Source organism: Rhizobium sp. TRM95796 (assembly GCF_025779995.1).
Lineage (GTDB): Bacteria > Pseudomonadota > Alphaproteobacteria > Rhizobiales > Rhizobiaceae > Rhizobium_E.
Genome location: NZ_JAOXHE010000001.1, coordinates 742,468 through 757,572, shown reverse-complemented (window position 1 = coordinate 757,572; position 15,105 = coordinate 742,468). Strand labels below are relative to the sequence as shown.

The following is a 15,105-nucleotide window of genomic DNA, read 5'->3' as shown; positions in this document are numbered from 1 at the left end:
GAGATCGAAGGAGGCTAGCCCTCCGCCCCACCTTGGGCGTTGAGATTGAAGCGAGCGGGCGCCGCCAGCCAATCTCCCCCCTTGAGGGGGAGATGTCCGGCAGGACAGAGGGGGGTAACGCTGGCTCTAGCGTGGCCTTCATTCAAAATCCTCAGCCCGTGCGGAGCCGTCCCGCATGACCGCGCTCACCACGCCCAAAGACCTCCTCTCCGCCGGCCTTATCGACGAAACCGCGTTGGAATCCGCCGAAAGGGTCGCCGCCCGCTACGCCATTTCGCTCACCGACGACGTCGCCCGACTGATCGATCCCGCGGACGCCAAGGACCCCATCGCCCGGCAATATCTGCCGCGGCTGGAGGAACTCACCATCCTCCCCGGCGAGCGGGAGGATCCGATCGGCGATCACGCCCATGCGCCTGTGGCCGGCATCGTGCATCGTTATCCCGATCGCGTGCTGCTCAAGGCGGTGCATGTCTGCCCCGTCTATTGCCGGTTCTGCTTCCGCCGCGAAATGGTAGGTCCGGCGGGAGACGGCATGCTGGCGGGGGAGTCGCTGGACGGCGCGCTCGATTATATTGCCCACCATCCCGAAATCTGGGAGGTGATCATCACCGGCGGCGATCCTTTGGTGCTGTCGCCCCGGCGGTTGGCGTCGCTGATGCAGCGGCTGGGCGGCATCGATCATGTGAAGATCATCCGCTTCCACAGCCGCGTGCCGGTGGTCGATTCCGGCAGGATCGACGAGGGGCTGATCGAGGCGCTCCGGGCGTCGGGGAAGACCGTCTATGTGGCGCTGCACGCCAATCACGCCCGGGAATTCACGCCCGAGGCCAAGGCGGCAGTCGATCGGCTGATATCAGGCGGCGTGACGATGGTCAGCCAGTCGGTGCTGCTGAAGGGCGTCAATGACAGCGTCGAGGCGCTGGAGGCGCTGATGCGCGGCTTCGTCGAGATGCGGGTGAAGCCCTATTATCTGCACCACCCCGATCTCGCGCCCGGCACCAGCCATTTCCGGCTGGGGATCGACGAGGGCAGGACGCTTGTCGAAGCTCTGCGCCGCCGCGTCTCGGGACTGTGCATGCCCGCCTATATCCTCGATGTGCCGGGTGGATCAGGCAAGGTGCCGCTGACCGAAAGTCCTGTCATGGCCGTGGGCGAAGGGGGCTACGAGATTTCTGACCGGCATGGCGAGACGCATGTCTATCGGGACGAAGCCTAATCGTCCGCCTTGTCATTTGCCCGCCTGCGCGGCGTCGAACGCATTGGCCTGTTCCTCCATCCGCTCCGTAAAACGGTTGAACAGCGTGGCAAAGGCGGCGATGTCTTCTTCAGGCCAGCCCGCCAGCGCGGTCGTCAGCACGTCGCGCTTCGTCTCGTGGACGTTGTCGATCATCGCGCGGCCATTGTCGGTCAGCGTCACGATGGTGCGGCGGGCGTCCTGCTGGGAGGCTTCGCGGCGGAGGAGATCGCGCTTGACGAGATCGGCCACCATGCGGCTGGCGCGGGAATGGTCGATGCGCATATTGTCGGCGATGGCGCCGATGGTGATCTCCTGCTTTTTGCCGAGGCGGCTCACAAGGCTCATCACGTCGAGATCCGAGAGTTCCATGCCCGTGCCCAGACGCGCCAGCGCCACACGGCCGATATAGCGGCGGCCGGTCATAAGGCGCATCTTGGCCATGGCTTCGCCGACGCGATGAATGGCGTCGTCTTTGCTGTTTTCGGATGGTTTAGGTTCAGTGTCGCTCATGATGTCTGTTTATCAGAAAAATCGGCGCCGCCAAGATATTTCGTGTCTTTGTCACATATGTGCTGTTGACATATATATGCTAAAAGCACATAAATCGCCCACTTGAAATTTGTCAGGACTGGTGCCGCCATGGACGCTCGCGTCGAAACCGCCGAACAAGCCTCTTCCGCCTTCACATCGCTGGTGCCCGATCCGAAGCGGCGCATGCTGGTGTTCCTCATTCTGCTGATGGGCATGTTCATGGCGACGCTGGACAATCAGATCGTCTCCACGGCGCTGCCGACCATTGTCGGCGAGTTCGGCGCGCTGGAGCGCTTCGGCTGGGTCGGCTCTGCCTACCTTCTCGCCACCAGCGCGGTCATGCCTGTTTATGGCAAGCTGGGCGATCTGTTCGGGCGCAAATATGTGATCATGACGGCGATCTTCATCTTCACGCTGGGTTCGCTGGTCTGCGGGTTGGCGGTGTCGATGAACACGCTGATCGCCGCCCGCGTGCTGCAGGGATTGGGCGGCGGCGGCATCATGGTGTCGCTGTTTTCGATCAACGCCGATCTGTTCGAGCCGCGTGTGCGGGCCCGCTACCAGAGCTATTCCAGCCTGGTGCTGATGGCGTCTGGCGCCATCGGGCCGACGCTGGGCGGCGCGCTGTCGGATCTGTTCGGCTGGCGCTCGATCTTTCTGGTCAACCTGCCGGTCGGGATCGCGGTGCTGATCGGCATGGCGATCCTGTTGCCCTATCGCAGGCCGACGCGCCGGCCGAAGATCGACTATGCCGGGGCGCTGCTGCTGGCCGGCGCCGTGTCGAGTGTCGTGCTCTGGGCCGACTCCAGCGAGATCTTCGGCTCGCTGATCGCCAAGGAAAGCCTGGCCGTGGTGCTGTTCGGGCTGGTGTCGTTGATCGCCTGGATCATGGTGGAGCGTCGCGCCCCGGAACCCATCGTGCCGCTCGGCCTGTTCCGCAATCCCACGGTCAGTTTTCTGCTGATCATCTCACTGACCAGCGGCGCCGTCGGCATCGGCTCGGTCAATTACGTTGCGCTGTTCCTGCAGACCACGACCGGGCTTTCGCCGTCGCTCGCCGGCCTGCTGTTCATTGCGCTGACCGGCGGTATCGCCCTGGGGTCGCTGACGGCAGGGCGGCTGATCTCGAAGACCGGCCGCTACAAGATCTTCTCGTTGATCAGCACCGCCGGCAGCATGACCATCTTCTTCCTGTTTTCCTTCCTGCATGCGGGAACGCCCATTCCGCTGATCGGCTTCATGATGCTGCTGCAGGGCATGAGCGTCGGTTTCGGCCAGCAGGTGCCGGTGATCGGCGTCCAGAACGCCGCCGATTCACGCGATGTCGGCGCGGCGACGGGAGCGGTGACGCTCACCCGCATGGCCGGCGCCTCCATCGCCATCTCCGTCTATGGCGCGGTGCTGTCGTCGGGGGTGGCGCGGCATGTCTCGACCATTCCGGGCGTCGGCAATATCGCCGAACTGACGCCGTCGGCGCTGGCGTCTCTGCCGGAAAGCAGTCGCTTGCTGGTGGCCGATCTCTATGCGGGCGCCTTCCACCACGTGTTCCTGACCATGTCGCTGACCATCGGCATCGGTTTCATCGCCGCGATGCTGCTCAAGAACAATCGCCTGCCGAGCGGCATGAAGGGATAGACGGTGGAATGGCATGGGCATTGCAACGTCTCTTTCGACATCATCAGGAGAGACGTCATGCTCAACAATGCCGCAACCCTTGCCGCCGAAGACAGGAGCATTGCCGAAAAAACGCTCATCGAAGCGCTTGCGCTCGCCGCGCTGACGGCGCGCACGGGGAGCCCCGCCGGCTGCGCCTTCTCGCCCTTCGGCCTCTGGTCGAAGATCGCCCGCAAGGGATGACGCAACAAAGAGGCCGCCGGATCGCTCCAGCGGCCTTTCTTCATATTTCGACATTGGACGTCAGTCGCCGATCACCAAGAGGTCTCGCGGCGCGTAAAAGGCCGCGACCGTGTCGCCGATCGCCGGCGGCGGCTGAGAGGGATCGTTGAAGGCGTCGAAGGACAGCGTCGCGCCATCCACCTTGAGCCTGGTGCGGACCACGGACCCCAGGAAGTGCACCCCATCGACCACGCCGGTCATCGACAGATCGCGGCCGCGGCTCTGATCGAGCGACAACGCCTCCGGACGGACTGCGAGCGTGACCTTGTCGCCCGCTTTCTTGCCGGTGAGCGGCTGCGACACCGCCACGGTCGCGCCATTGACCGTTACCGTCCCGGCGGCGGGGTCGGCGACCACAGCCTCGATCATCGACAGCGTGCCGACGAAGCTCGCCACGAAGCGGGTGGTCGGGCGATTGTAGATCTCATGCGGCGTGCCGATCTGGTCGGCCTTGCCCTGATGCATGACGACGATGCGGTCGGAGATCGACAGCGCCTCTTCCTGGTCGTGGGTCACGAAGACGGTGGTGATGCCCATCTTGCGCTGGATGTCGCGGATTTCCTCGCGCAGCGACACTCGGATCTTGGCGTCGAGCGCCGACAGCGGCTCATCGAGCAACAGCACCTGCGGCTTGATCGCCAGCGCGCGGGCGAGCGCCACGCGCTGCTGCTGGCCGCCCGACAGCTGGAAGGGATAGCGGTCGGAGAGATGGTCGAGGCCGACGAGCTTGAGCATGTCGGCGACGGTCTTGTCTCGGTCTGCGCGATTGATGCCGCGCACCTTCAGGCCGAAGCCGACATTGTCCGCCGCCGTCATGTTGGGAAACAGCGCATAGGCCTGGAACACCATGCCGATATTGCGCTGGTTGGGCTTCAGGTCATTCTGCCGGACGCCGCCGATGTTGATCTCGCCGGAGGTGGGCGTTTCGAAGCCCGCGACCATGCGAAGGGTCGTGGTCTTGCCGCAGCCCGACGGGCCGAGGAAGGAAACGAATTCGCCCTTTTCGATCGCCATGTTGAAGTCGATGACGACGTTCTGCGCGCCGTAGGACTTCTGGATATTGGAGAGAGTGAGAAAGCTCATGGACAAAAATCCTCAGACCTGGCGGGAGGGCGTTTTCTGGAAGCGGGACAGCAGCTGGATGACGCCGAGGCAGGCCCAGGTGATGCCGAAGGCGATCACGGCGAGCGCGGCCGGCTCATAGGCGCGGTTGGCGCCGAGCAGCTGCATGTATGGGCCGAATGCCGGACGGTTGAGCAGCGCGGCCATGGTGAATTCGCCGATGACGATGGCGAAGGTCAGGAAGGCGCCCGAGAGCACGGCGATCATCACATTCGGCAGGATGATGCGGCCGAGGATGGTCACCCATCCGGCGCCCAGGCTCTGGGCGGCTTCCGTCAGCGTGCCGACATCGATCGTGCGCAGGCCGGTGTCGACGGCGCGATACATATAGGGCAGCGCCAGCGTCGCATAGCCGAACATCAGCAGCACATTGGTGCCCATTGTGGTTCCCGTCAGCGGCAGCCAGCTCGAGGTGTTGTAGAGCCGGATATAGCCGAAGACGATGACGATGGCCGGAATGACCAGCGGCAGGAGCGTGATGAATTCGATATAGGGACGCAGCCGCGGCAGTTTCAGCCGCACGACATAGGCTGTGGGCACGACCAGCAGCACGCCGAATACGATCGTCGCCAGCGCCTGCGCCACCGAATAGGAGAAGGTCGCCTGGAAGCTGGGATCGGCGAGAACCTTGGCGTAGGCGTCGAAGGAATAGACGCCGCGCCGCATCTTGAGCGAAAAATTGGTCATGCCGATCAGCGGCAGCAGGAAATAGAGAATGCCGAAGGCGAGCGCGCCCCAGCCCCAGAGCTTCTTCATTTGAGCCACCTTTCGCTGCGGGCGCGCAGCCAGATGTAGAGCGTGTTGGCCGTGGCGGTGATCACGATCATGCCGAAGGCGATGGCGTAGCCGAGATGCGGATTGCCGAGCACGTCGCCGCGGATCTGGGCAAACAGCAGGATCGGCACGATGCTGAGCGAGGAGCCGGTCAGCGCAATCGCGGTGGCCACGGCGCCGAAGGCGTTGGCGAACAGCAGCGCAAACGTGCCGAGCAGCGACGGCAACAGGATCGGGAAGGCGACCATGCGCCAATACTGGCCGGTCGTGGCGCCGAGAATGGAGGCTGCTTCGCGCCATTCCTTCTTCAGGCCTTCGAGCGCGGGCGTGATGATCAGCACCATCAGCGGGATCTGGAAGAACAGATAGGTGACGGTCAGGCCCCAGAAGGATAGCAGGTTGAAGCCGAGCGCGCGGAGATTGATGCCCAGTTCCGTCTTCAGATAGAGAGTGATCATCCCGGCCGGACCGAGCGTCGCCAGAAAGGCGAAGGCCAGCGGCACGCCGGCGAAGTTCGAGGCGACGCCGGAAAAGGTCAACAGCGGATCGCGGATGCCGCGCGGCAGTCCGCCCACGGTCACCGCCGCCGCCATGCCGAAGCCGATCAGGCAGCCGAGCAGCGCCGACGCCATGCTGATCTTGATCGAGATCCAGTAGGCCGCGAGGATCGACGGCGTGAACAGCGCGGCGATGTTGTCGAATGTGAAGCCGCCTTCCGGCGTCTGGAACGCGCCCAGCACGATCTTGAAGGTTGGCAGGATGAGAAACAACAGCGCGAACAGAAAGAAGGGCGCCACCCCCAGCCAATGCGTCGGCAATTTCCTCGGAGCGGATTTCGCCCCGGCGTTGGAAGTGTTCATCAAATCAGTCCCGTGCCCCGAGGGATGGTTTGTCAAAAATGCAGAATAGCGGCCATGGCCGGCGGCGGCAAAGAGCGACCGCATGATATTTGTGCATTATCAAGCAGAAAACGCCCCGGCGCGGACGCCGGGGCGGCATTCATGAGGTCAGGCGCTTACTGAACGTTGGCGCCGACGACCTTGTCCCAACCGCCGGTGACGGCGGCCTTGTTGGCGTCGACTTCCTCGAGCGTCGGGAAGTAAGCCTTTTCATAGGACGCGGCCGGGGGCAGCTTGTCGAGCAGTTCCTTCGGGATCTTGCCGGCGGCGGACATCGCGTTGAAGCGAGCCGGGTGGCAATAGCCCTTCAGCCAGCCGAGCTGACCTTCGTCGGAATAGAGATACTCCATCCAGAGCTTGGCGGCGTTCGGATGCGGAGCATAGGCCGAGATCGCCTGGACATAGACGCCGGCGAGAACGCCGGTTTCCGGAACGATGACGTCGACCGGCGGGTTGCCGGCCAGCGTGTCGCGCCAGGACAGGGCATTGTAGTCCCAGGCGATGACGATCGGGGTCGAGCCCTGCGCCAGCGTGCCGGCCTTGCCGATGACGGGGACGAAGCTGCCGGCCTTGTTCAGTTCGGCAAAGTAGGCGAGACCGGCTTCACCGGCTTCCTTGCCGGCCTTGGCGCCGGTGGAGAGACCAGCGGCGAGAACGCCGAGAATGGCCTGGTTGGACGCGCGCGGATCGCCGGCGAGAGCGACCTGACCGGAATATTCCGGCTTCTTGAGATCAGCCCAGTCCTTCGGCGTGTTGGACACGAGATCCTTGTTCACGATCATCGACATGACGCCGTAATAGTCGCCATACCAGTAGCCGTCGGCGTCCTTGACGTTGGCCGGGATTTCTTCCCAGGTCGAGACCTTGTAGGGCTGGATCAGGCCTTCGGCCTTCATCTGCGGACCGAAAGCGAGACCGACGTCGACGACGTCAGGCGCCTGCGGGCCCTTGTTGTCCTTGTTCGCCTTGATGGCTTCCACTTCGTCGGCGGAGCCGGCGTCGGGGTTGAGTTCGTTGACCTTCAGGCCATACTTGGCCTTGAAGCCTTCGATCACGGCGCCGTAGCCGCACCAGTCGTGGGGAAGGGCGATGACGGTCAGTTCGCCTTCAGCCTTGGCGGCCTTGACGAGTTCTTCCGGCGCGTCGGCGCGGGCGATGGCGGTGGTGGCCATCAGCGCGGCGCAGGACGCGGCGATGAGCGTGTTGAGCTTCTTGGACACTGGCTTTCTCCTCTTTGGTGGGGCAGCGTTGCTCGCCCTGTTAGTTTTCTTTCATGACGGCTGTGTGACAGTTCCGTTACGGTTCCAAACGGCTCGGAAACGGATTTGTAATAATCTTTTCAGCTTGCCCTCCTATTTCCCGGAAATCGGCTTGCGGAACAGCGGCGTGGATTCGAACAGCTCCTCCAACATCGTCATGCGCTCGCGGGTCTTTTCCCAATGCGAGCCCTGAATGGCCTCGATCAACGCTTCCACCACGAACAGCGTCACCACCGAGGAATCCCAGGCCGACGGCGCTTCGATGCTGAGCCGGAAACTGTGCCGGGCATGCTTGACGATCGGCGAGCCCCATTGATCGGTGAACAGCACGATGTCGGCGCCGTGTTCGGCGGCGGTGCGCGCGAGCGCCTCGAGCTGGCTTTCATAGCGCCGGATGTCGAACAGGATCAGCACGTCGCCGCGGCTCATGTTCAGCACGTAATGCGGCCAACTCGACGCATTCGACGATATGCGCGTCACGCCCGGACGGATGACCTGCAGATGGGTGAACAGATACTCGGCGATGGCGCCGGTGATGCGACCGCCGGCGAGATAGACCGAGCGCTTGCGGTCGCCGATCAGCCGCGCCGCCGCGTCGAAATCCTGCGGATCGAGCGCGCCGAGCGACTGGCGCATATTGGCCATCACCGCCTCGGCGAAGCGATTGAGAATATGCGCGCCCGGCGCATTGGGCGCCATGCGCTCATGCTTTGTGATCGGGTTGGAGATCGTCTCTTCCAACTCCTGGTGCAGGCGCGACTGGAACTCTGTGAAGCCCTTGAACCCGAGCTTCTGCACCATGCGCACGACGGTCGGCGTCGACACCCTGGCGGCTTCGGCCACCGTGGTAATCGAGCCCAGGCCCGACACGGGATAATTGTCCAACAGGCTGTTCGCCAGCTGTTTTTCGGCGCGGGTCATGGCGTCGTAGCCCGCGGTGATGAGATCCGAGACCGTGGAGGCGGTGGTTGTCACCAGTGCTGTTCCCTTCCAGTCTTTGCTGGAGTTTTGCAAAATATGAAGGGCAAAGCTGGAACGGAGTCAACAGATTTTTCGTATCGGCCTGTTCATGATGTGGATTGACAGAAAATTAATTCTGGAGAATTCTTTTCAGAACGGGGAACCAGAGGCGAAAAAGCCGTGCATCTTTTGACCGACCAGGACGGACAGCCCGTTACTGTGATCAATCAAGGCGGATCCAGCGCCATCCTGCTCGTTTGCGAGCACGCCTCCCGGCGGTTGCCGGAAAAACTCGGCGCGCTCGGCCTCGACGAGGAGGCGCTGACGGCGCATATCGCCTGGGATCCCGGCGCGCTCGCCGTCTCCCGGCTGATTTCTGAAAGCATGGACGCGGCGCTGGTCCAGCAGAATTTCTCGCGTCTCGCCTATGACTGCAACCGTCCGCCGGAAGCGCCCGACGCGATGCCTGAGGTGAGTGAGATCTACGAAATCCCCGGCAATCGCGATCTGTCGGAAGAGGCGCGCCAGGCGCGCGTCGAAGCGATCTACCGGCCTTTCGAAGGCGCGCTTTCCCGTGAAATCGACGCCCGAGCCAAAGCCGGTCGCCGCACCGTCATCGTCACCATGCATACATTCACGCCCGTCTATAAAGGCGTGGCGCGCGACGTGGAGATCGGCGTGCTGCATGACGCGGACTCGCGTCTCGCCGACGAGATGCTGGCGCGCGCCGACGACCGCTACGTTGTCAGGCGCAACGAGCCCTATGGCCCCGCCGACGGCGTGACCCACACGCTTAAGCGGCACGGCCTTGAAAACGGGCTGGTGAATGTCATGATCGAAATCCGCAACGATCTGGTGCGGGATGAGGCCGGCCAGGCGCGCGCCGCCGGCTTCCTGTCGGGCCTGTTGGGCGAAAGCCTCGCCGCGCTCGGCTAGAGAATGACCTGAACAACCGGGCGCCAAGACCCGGGTTCAAGCATGATGCATGAACAACCGGTCCGTAGGGATCACTGGGGAACTCAACAATGTCTGACGGCTATACTGAGCACGATAAAAAGCAGGACATGCATGTCCTGCATTCCATGGGCTATGCCCAGGAACTCGAACGACGGATGAGCGGATTTTCCAACTTCGCCATCTCCTTTTCTATTATTTGCATCATGTCGGGGGGCATCAATTCGCTCGCTCAGGCCACGTCTGGCGCGGGCGGCATCGCGATCGGCATCGGCTGGCCGCTTGGCTGCCTGATGTCGGGCTTCTTCGCGCTGGCTCTGGCGCAGATCGCGTCCGCCTATCCGACCGCCGGCGGTCTCTATCACTGGGGTTCGATCCTCGGCAACCGCTTCACCGGCTGGCTGTCGGCCTGGCTGAACCTGCTCGGCCTGATCACCGTTCTCGGCGCCATCAATGTCGGCACCTATTACTTCTTCTTCGGCGCCTTCGGCTCGATGTTCGGCATGGAGGACACGCTCTATGTGCGCGTGGCTTTCGTGGGCGCGATCACCGCGCTGATGGCGATCATCAACCATATGGGCATCGGCCTGACCGCCAAGCTCACCGACATGTCCGGCTATCTCATCCTCGCCGCAGCGATCGGGCTGACCATTGTCTGCCTCATCAGCGCGCCGAGCTATGATGTCGCCCGCCTGTTCACCTTCACCAACTATTCCGGCAAGGCCGGCGGCAATGTCTGGCCGTCGGTGTCCGGCGGTTGGGTGTTCGCGCTCGGCCTGCTTCTGCCGATCTACACGATCACCGGCTATGACGCCTCGGCGCATACCTCGGAAGAGACTGTGAAGGCGCAGATTTCGGTTCCGAAGGGCATGATCTCATCGGTGCTCTGGGCGTCGATCTTCGGCTACATCATGCTTTGCGCGTTCGTGATCATGATCCCGAACATGGATGAAGCGGCCAAGCAGGGCTGGAACGTGTTCTTCTGGGCGATGGACAGCCAGGTGAACCCTGTCATCAAGAATATCCTCTACGTCGCGATCTTCATTTCGCAGTTCCTCTGCGGCCTCGCCACCGTCACCTCGGTGTCGCGCATGATCTTCGCCTTCTCGCGCGACGGCGGTCTGCCGGCCTCCAAGGCGCTCGCCAAGGTCAGCCCCTCGTTCCGCACGCCGGTCGCGGCCATCTGGACGGGCAGCATCCTGTCGGTTCTGTTCGTGTGGCTCACCTCTGAAATCTCCATCGGCGAAGCCTCGGCCTACGCCATCGTCGTGTCCTGCACGGTCATCTTCCTGTTCCTGTCCTTCGCGCTGCCGATCGGCCTCGGTCTTCTGGCGCATGGCACGCCGAAGTGGAGCAAGATGGGCCCTTGGGACATGGGCGCTGCGAAATTCAAGCTGGTGGCTGTGCTGGCTCTGATTTCGATGGTGGTGATGTTCGTGATCGGCGTGCAGCCCCCCAACGACTGGGCGCTCTACATCACCGTCGGCTTCGTGATCCTCACGGCGATCGTCTGGGTGGTGTTCGAACAGCGCCGCTTCAAGGGCCCGCCGATTGGCGAAGAAGTCGCCCGGCGCCAGGCCGAAATCGCGGCCGCCGAGCGCGCGGTGGGCGAAGCCTGATCCAATCATGAAAGCCGCCTCCGGTCCCGGGAGGCCGGAGGCGGCTTTCTCATTAAATAGTGGGAACAACCGGCGCGAAGAGCCCGGACAAAACAAGAATGGATTTCCTCATGAGCACTGCCTATTCATTCGACGATCTCAAGAAGGACGTGGCGGAGGGCCGCATCGACACGGTTCTCGCAGTCCAGGTCGACATGCAGGGCCGCCTGATGGGCAAACGGTTCCAGGCGCAGTATTTCGTCGAGAGCGCTTATGAGGAAACCCATAGCTGCAACTATCTGCTCGCGACCGACATGGAGATGGAAACGGTCTCCGGCTACAAGTCGACCTCCTGGGAAAAGGGCTATGGCGACTATACGATGAAGCCGGATCTTTCCACGCTGCGTCGGATTCCCTGGCTCGAAGGCACGGCGATGGTGCTGTGCGACATGCTTGACCATCATACCCATGAAGAAGTGCCGCATTCGCCGCGCGCCATCCTCAAGAAGCAGGTCAAGCGTCTGGAAGCCATGGGCATGAAGGCCTTCATGGCGACCGAACTCGAATTCTTCCTGTTCGACCAGACCTATGACGACGCCCGCCAGAGCGGCTATCGCGATCTCAATCTCGTCTCGGCTTATAATGAAGACTACCACATCTTCCAGACCACCAAGGAAGAGGATGTGATGCGGGCGATCCGCAATGGTCTTCAGGGCGCCGGCATCCCGGTCGAGAATTCCAAGGGAGAGGCGTCCGCCGGCCAGGAGGAGATCAATGTCCGCTACGCCGAGGCTCTGACCATGGCCGACCGGCACGCCATCATCAAGAATGGCTGCAAGGAAATCGCCTGGAGCCGCGGCAAGGCCATCACCTTCCTCGCAAAGTGGAATTATACCGCCGCCGGCTCGTCCTCGCACGTGCATCAGTCGCTGTGGTCGCTGGACGGCAAGCCGCTGTTCTTCGACCCCAATGGCCGCTACGGCATGTCCAAGCTCATGGAGCATTATGTGGCGGGCCTTCTTGCCCATGCCGGGGAGATCACGCTGGCGCTCGCGCCCTATATCAATTCCTACAAGCGCTTCGTGGCCGGCACCTTCGCGCCGACCAAGGCCGTCTGGTCCAAGGACAACCGCACCGCCGGCTATCGCCTGTGCGGCGACGGCACCAAGGGCATCCGCATCGAATGCCGCGTCGGCGGCTCGGACCTCAACCCGTATATCGCATTCGCCGCGCTGCTCGCGGCGGGCATTGACGGCATCGAGAAGAAGATGGAGCTCGAAGACCCGTTCAGCGGCGACGCCTATGGCGCTGCCGGCGTGCGCGAAGTGCCGAAGACTCTGCGCGACGCCACCGAGATGTTCACCAATTCCAAGCTGCTGCGCGACGCCTTCGGCGACGATGTGGTGGACCACTACACCCGCGCGGCGCGCTGGGAGCAGGAAGAGTATGACCGTCGCGTGACGGACTGGGAGGTGGCGCGCGGCTTCGAGCGTGCGTAAATCACAACGCGGTTCCCGCCTCCTTTGACGAAATCGCAACGATAGGGCAGAATGGCCTCTTAATCCATGGAGGCCGCTATGGCGATCGATACGGCATGGTTTCATCAACAGTTGGAGAAGCGTGGTAGCTCTGTTCGGGGACTGGCGCGGCATCTTGGGCTAGACGCCAGCGCCGTGTCCCGAATGCTGAACGGCGAACGCAAGATGAGCGCCGACGAGCAGGACCGGATCGCGGAGTTTCTCAGCGTCAGTCTTGAAGAGGTCGCGTCGCATCGTCGGGGAAGGGCAGTCGGCTTCAGCGAGAGCAAGCAGAGCCCCTACAGCGTCGAGGGGGATGCGACTGAGCAGACTACGCCGTCCAATGAGTGGTTTTCGGAGAAGGATGTCATCTACAGGGATGGCAAACGCTGGATGGAGGGACGCAACGGTGAACTCGTTGAAGTGCATCGGGTATTTGGCTGCATGAAGGGCACGGTCACGATCATGCCCGGCGTCGATCTCACGGAGCCGATGAAGTTTGAGTGGAGCGAAAAACTCTACACTGGCGAGCGTGGGAATGGGTAAGGGGCTGTTGCTCGACACCTGCGCTGTGATCTGGATGTCGAGACACGAGGATGTGTCCAAGGAGGCGATGAACGCGATCAACTACGCGGAGCAGGACGGAACGAAGGTTCTTGTCTCTCCTGTCACGGCATGGGAAATGGGCATGCTTTTGGCGCGCCGACGCATTACCGAAACCAAGACGGCGCAGGAGTGGTATCGAGGGTTCATGGAAACGGCCGGGTTTGATGAGGCGCCTGTCACAGCCGACATCTTCATGGCCTCTTGCGAGTTGCCGCATCTGTCGCACAAAGACCCCATAGACCGCATCCTGATCGCCACCGCGCGCGAACACGATTTGACCATCATTACCCGCGACCAGGCCATATTGGCCTATGGCGCGGCGGGCCATGTCAGAGTGCTGGCCTGTTGAACTGGAGTGAAGAAAGATGACAATGATCCGATGCATATCGCCGGTTGACGGCTCGGTTTACGCCGAGCGTCCGGCCATGAGTTATGACGACGCGGCAACCGCGATCGGCCGCGCCCGCGCCGCGCAAAAATCCTGGGCCAAGCGCCCGCTCGAAGAGCGCGTGTCGCTGGTGTTGAAGGGCGTGGCCCGTCTCAACGAAATGGCCGAGGATGTGGTCAAGGAACTCGCCTGGCAGATGGGCCGTCCGGTCCGTTACGGCGGCGAGTTCAAGGGCTTCAACGAGCGCTCCAACTATGTCGCCTCGATCGCGCACGACGCTCTGGCTCCGCTGCTCATCGAAAAGAGCGACAAGTTCGAACGCTATATCAAGCGCGAAGCCCATGGCGTCGTCTTCGTCATCGCGCCGTGGAACTACCCTTACATGACCGCGATCAACACGGTCGCGCCGGCGCTGATGGCCGGCAACACCGTGGTGCTGAAGCATGCCAGCCAGACGCTGCTGGTCGGCGAACGCATGGTGCGCGCCTTCAATGAAGCCGGCGTGCCGGAAGACGTGTTCATGAATGTCTTCCTCGACCATGACACGACCTCCAAGCTCATTGCCGCCGGCTCGTTCAACTTCATCAACTTCACCGGCTCTGTCGAAGGCGGCCGCTCGATCGAACGCGCCGCCGCCGGCACCTTCACCGGCATCGGCCTCGAGCTCGGCGGAAAGGATCCCGGCTATGTGATGGAAGACGCCGATCTCGACGCCGCCGTCGACACGCTGATGGATGGCGCGACCTATAATTCCGGCCAGTGCTGCTGCGGCATCGAGCGCATCTATGTGAACGAGAACCTCTATGATGCTTTCGTGGAGAAGTCGGTCGCCTGGGTGTCCAACTACAAGCTCGGCAATCCACTCGATCCCGAGACGTCGCTCGGGCCGATGGCGCATAAGCGCTTCGCCGCCACCGTGCGCGCCCAGATCGAGGAGGCCGTCGCCAAGGGCGCCAAGGCGCTGGTCGATCCGAAGCTGTTCCCGGCCGATGACGGCGGCGCCTATATCGCGCCGCAGATCCTTGTCGATGTCGATCACTCCATGTCGTTCATGAATGAAGAGACTTTTGGACCTGCTGTCGGCATCATGAAGGTGAAGTCCGACGAAGAAGCCATCGCGCTGATGAACGACTGCAAATACGGTCTCACCGCCTCGGTCTGGACCCAGGACGCCGAACGCGCCGCCCGCATCGGCGACGAGATCGAAACCGGCACCGTGTTCATGAACCGCGCTGATTATCTCGATCCGGCGCTGTGCTGGACCGGCGTGAAGGAAACGGGCCGCGGCGGCTCGCTCTCCGTCATCGGATTCCAGAACCTCACCCGTCCGAAATCCTACCACCTCAGAAAGTCGTTCTAAC

General features: G+C 62.5%; 15 protein-coding genes. 9 read left to right on the top strand and 6 right to left on the bottom strand.

Annotation, left to right across the window (positions count from 1 at the left end; genetic code table 11):
- The first annotated feature begins 175 nt into the window (after nt 1–175).
- Nucleotides 176–1,219, top strand: a complete 1,044-nt coding sequence (locus OCK01_RS03635; RefSeq protein ID WP_263822731.1) for a lysine-2,3-aminomutase-like protein — start codon at nt 176–178, stop codon at nt 1,217–1,219.
- 12 nt (nt 1,220–1,231) lie between these two features.
- Here OCK01_RS03635 and OCK01_RS03630 read toward each other — a convergent pair whose 3' ends face one another.
- Nucleotides 1,232–1,750, bottom strand: coding sequence for a MarR family winged helix-turn-helix transcriptional regulator (locus OCK01_RS03630; protein WP_263822730.1), 519 nt, complete (start codon nt 1,748–1,750; stop codon nt 1,232–1,234).
- Nucleotides 1,751–1,879: 129 nt separating this feature from the next.
- Here OCK01_RS03630 and OCK01_RS03625 point away from each other — a divergent pair, with 129 nt between their 5' ends.
- Together OCK01_RS03625 and OCK01_RS03620 are read left to right on the top strand one after the other, a co-directional pair.
- A complete protein-coding gene (locus tag OCK01_RS03625) occupies nt 1,880–3,406 on the top strand; it encodes an MDR family MFS transporter (RefSeq protein ID WP_263822729.1) in 1,527 nt (508 codons plus the stop codon).
- A gap of 57 nt (nt 3,407–3,463) precedes the next feature.
- Nucleotides 3,464–3,628, top strand: a complete 165-nt coding sequence (locus OCK01_RS03620) for a hypothetical protein (protein WP_182828945.1) — start codon at nt 3,464–3,466, stop codon at nt 3,626–3,628.
- Nucleotides 3,629–3,688: 60 nt separating this feature from the next.
- On the opposite strand, the gene OCK01_RS03615 is transcribed toward OCK01_RS03620, so the two are convergent.
- From OCK01_RS03615 to OCK01_RS03595, 5 genes are all read right to left on the bottom strand, one after another.
- Nucleotides 3,689–4,750, bottom strand: coding sequence for an ABC transporter ATP-binding protein (locus tag OCK01_RS03615; RefSeq protein WP_263822728.1), 1,062 nt, complete (start codon nt 4,748–4,750; stop codon nt 3,689–3,691).
- 12 nt (nt 4,751–4,762) lie between these two features.
- Nucleotides 4,763–5,545: an ABC transporter permease gene (locus OCK01_RS03610; protein WP_182828947.1), complete on the bottom strand. Its 783-nt coding sequence runs from the start codon at nt 5,543–5,545 to the stop codon at nt 4,763–4,765.
- Nucleotides 5,542–6,423 carry an ABC transporter permease gene (locus OCK01_RS03605; protein WP_263822727.1) on the bottom strand — a complete coding sequence of 294 codons (882 nt, stop codon included), beginning with the start codon at nt 6,421–6,423 and terminating at the stop codon, nt 5,542–5,544. Before OCK01_RS03605 ends, OCK01_RS03610 begins: the two co-directional genes overlap by 4 nt.
- 155 nt (nt 6,424–6,578) lie before the next feature.
- Complete coding sequence (locus tag OCK01_RS03600; protein ID WP_182829446.1) at nt 6,579–7,634, bottom strand: ABC transporter substrate-binding protein; 1,056 nt, start codon at nt 7,632–7,634, stop codon at nt 6,579–6,581.
- Between the two features lie 180 nt (nt 7,635–7,814).
- Nucleotides 7,815–8,696 carry a MurR/RpiR family transcriptional regulator gene (locus tag OCK01_RS03595; RefSeq protein WP_182828948.1) on the bottom strand — a complete coding sequence of 294 codons (882 nt, stop codon included), beginning with the start codon at nt 8,694–8,696 and terminating at the stop codon, nt 7,815–7,817.
- A gap of 165 nt (nt 8,697–8,861) precedes the next feature.
- Between OCK01_RS03595 and OCK01_RS03590 the strand changes: the two genes are divergently transcribed.
- The 6 genes from OCK01_RS03590 (at nt 8,862) to OCK01_RS03565 (ending at nt 15,104) form a co-directional block, all read left to right on the top strand.
- Nucleotides 8,862–9,617 carry an N-formylglutamate amidohydrolase gene (locus OCK01_RS03590; RefSeq protein WP_263822726.1) on the top strand — a complete coding sequence of 252 codons (756 nt, stop codon included), beginning with the start codon at nt 8,862–8,864 and terminating at the stop codon, nt 9,615–9,617.
- An 89-nt stretch (nt 9,618–9,706) separates the two neighbouring features.
- A complete protein-coding gene (locus OCK01_RS03585) occupies nt 9,707–11,254 on the top strand; it encodes an amino acid permease (protein WP_263822725.1) in 1,548 nt (515 codons plus the stop codon).
- A gap of 110 nt (nt 11,255–11,364) precedes the next feature.
- Nucleotides 11,365–12,732, top strand: coding sequence for a glutamine synthetase family protein (locus OCK01_RS03580; RefSeq protein WP_263822724.1), 1,368 nt, complete (start codon nt 11,365–11,367; stop codon nt 12,730–12,732).
- A 78-nt stretch (nt 12,733–12,810) separates the two neighbouring features.
- Nucleotides 12,811–13,296 (top strand): helix-turn-helix transcriptional regulator, encoded by a 486-nt coding sequence (locus OCK01_RS03575; protein ID WP_263822723.1) that lies wholly within the window; start codon nt 12,811–12,813, stop codon nt 13,294–13,296.
- The gene (locus OCK01_RS03570) at nt 13,289–13,705 is read left to right on the top strand and encodes a type II toxin-antitoxin system VapC family toxin (protein ID WP_263822722.1); all 417 of its coding nucleotides are present in this window, start codon (nt 13,289–13,291) and stop codon (nt 13,703–13,705) included. Before OCK01_RS03575 ends, OCK01_RS03570 begins: the two co-directional genes overlap by 8 nt.
- Nucleotides 13,706–13,721: 16 nt before the next feature.
- Nucleotides 13,722–15,104 carry an aldehyde dehydrogenase family protein gene (locus tag OCK01_RS03565; RefSeq protein ID WP_263822721.1) on the top strand — a complete coding sequence of 461 codons (1,383 nt, stop codon included), beginning with the start codon at nt 13,722–13,724 and terminating at the stop codon, nt 15,102–15,104.
- Nucleotide 15,105 lies beyond the last annotated feature (1 nt).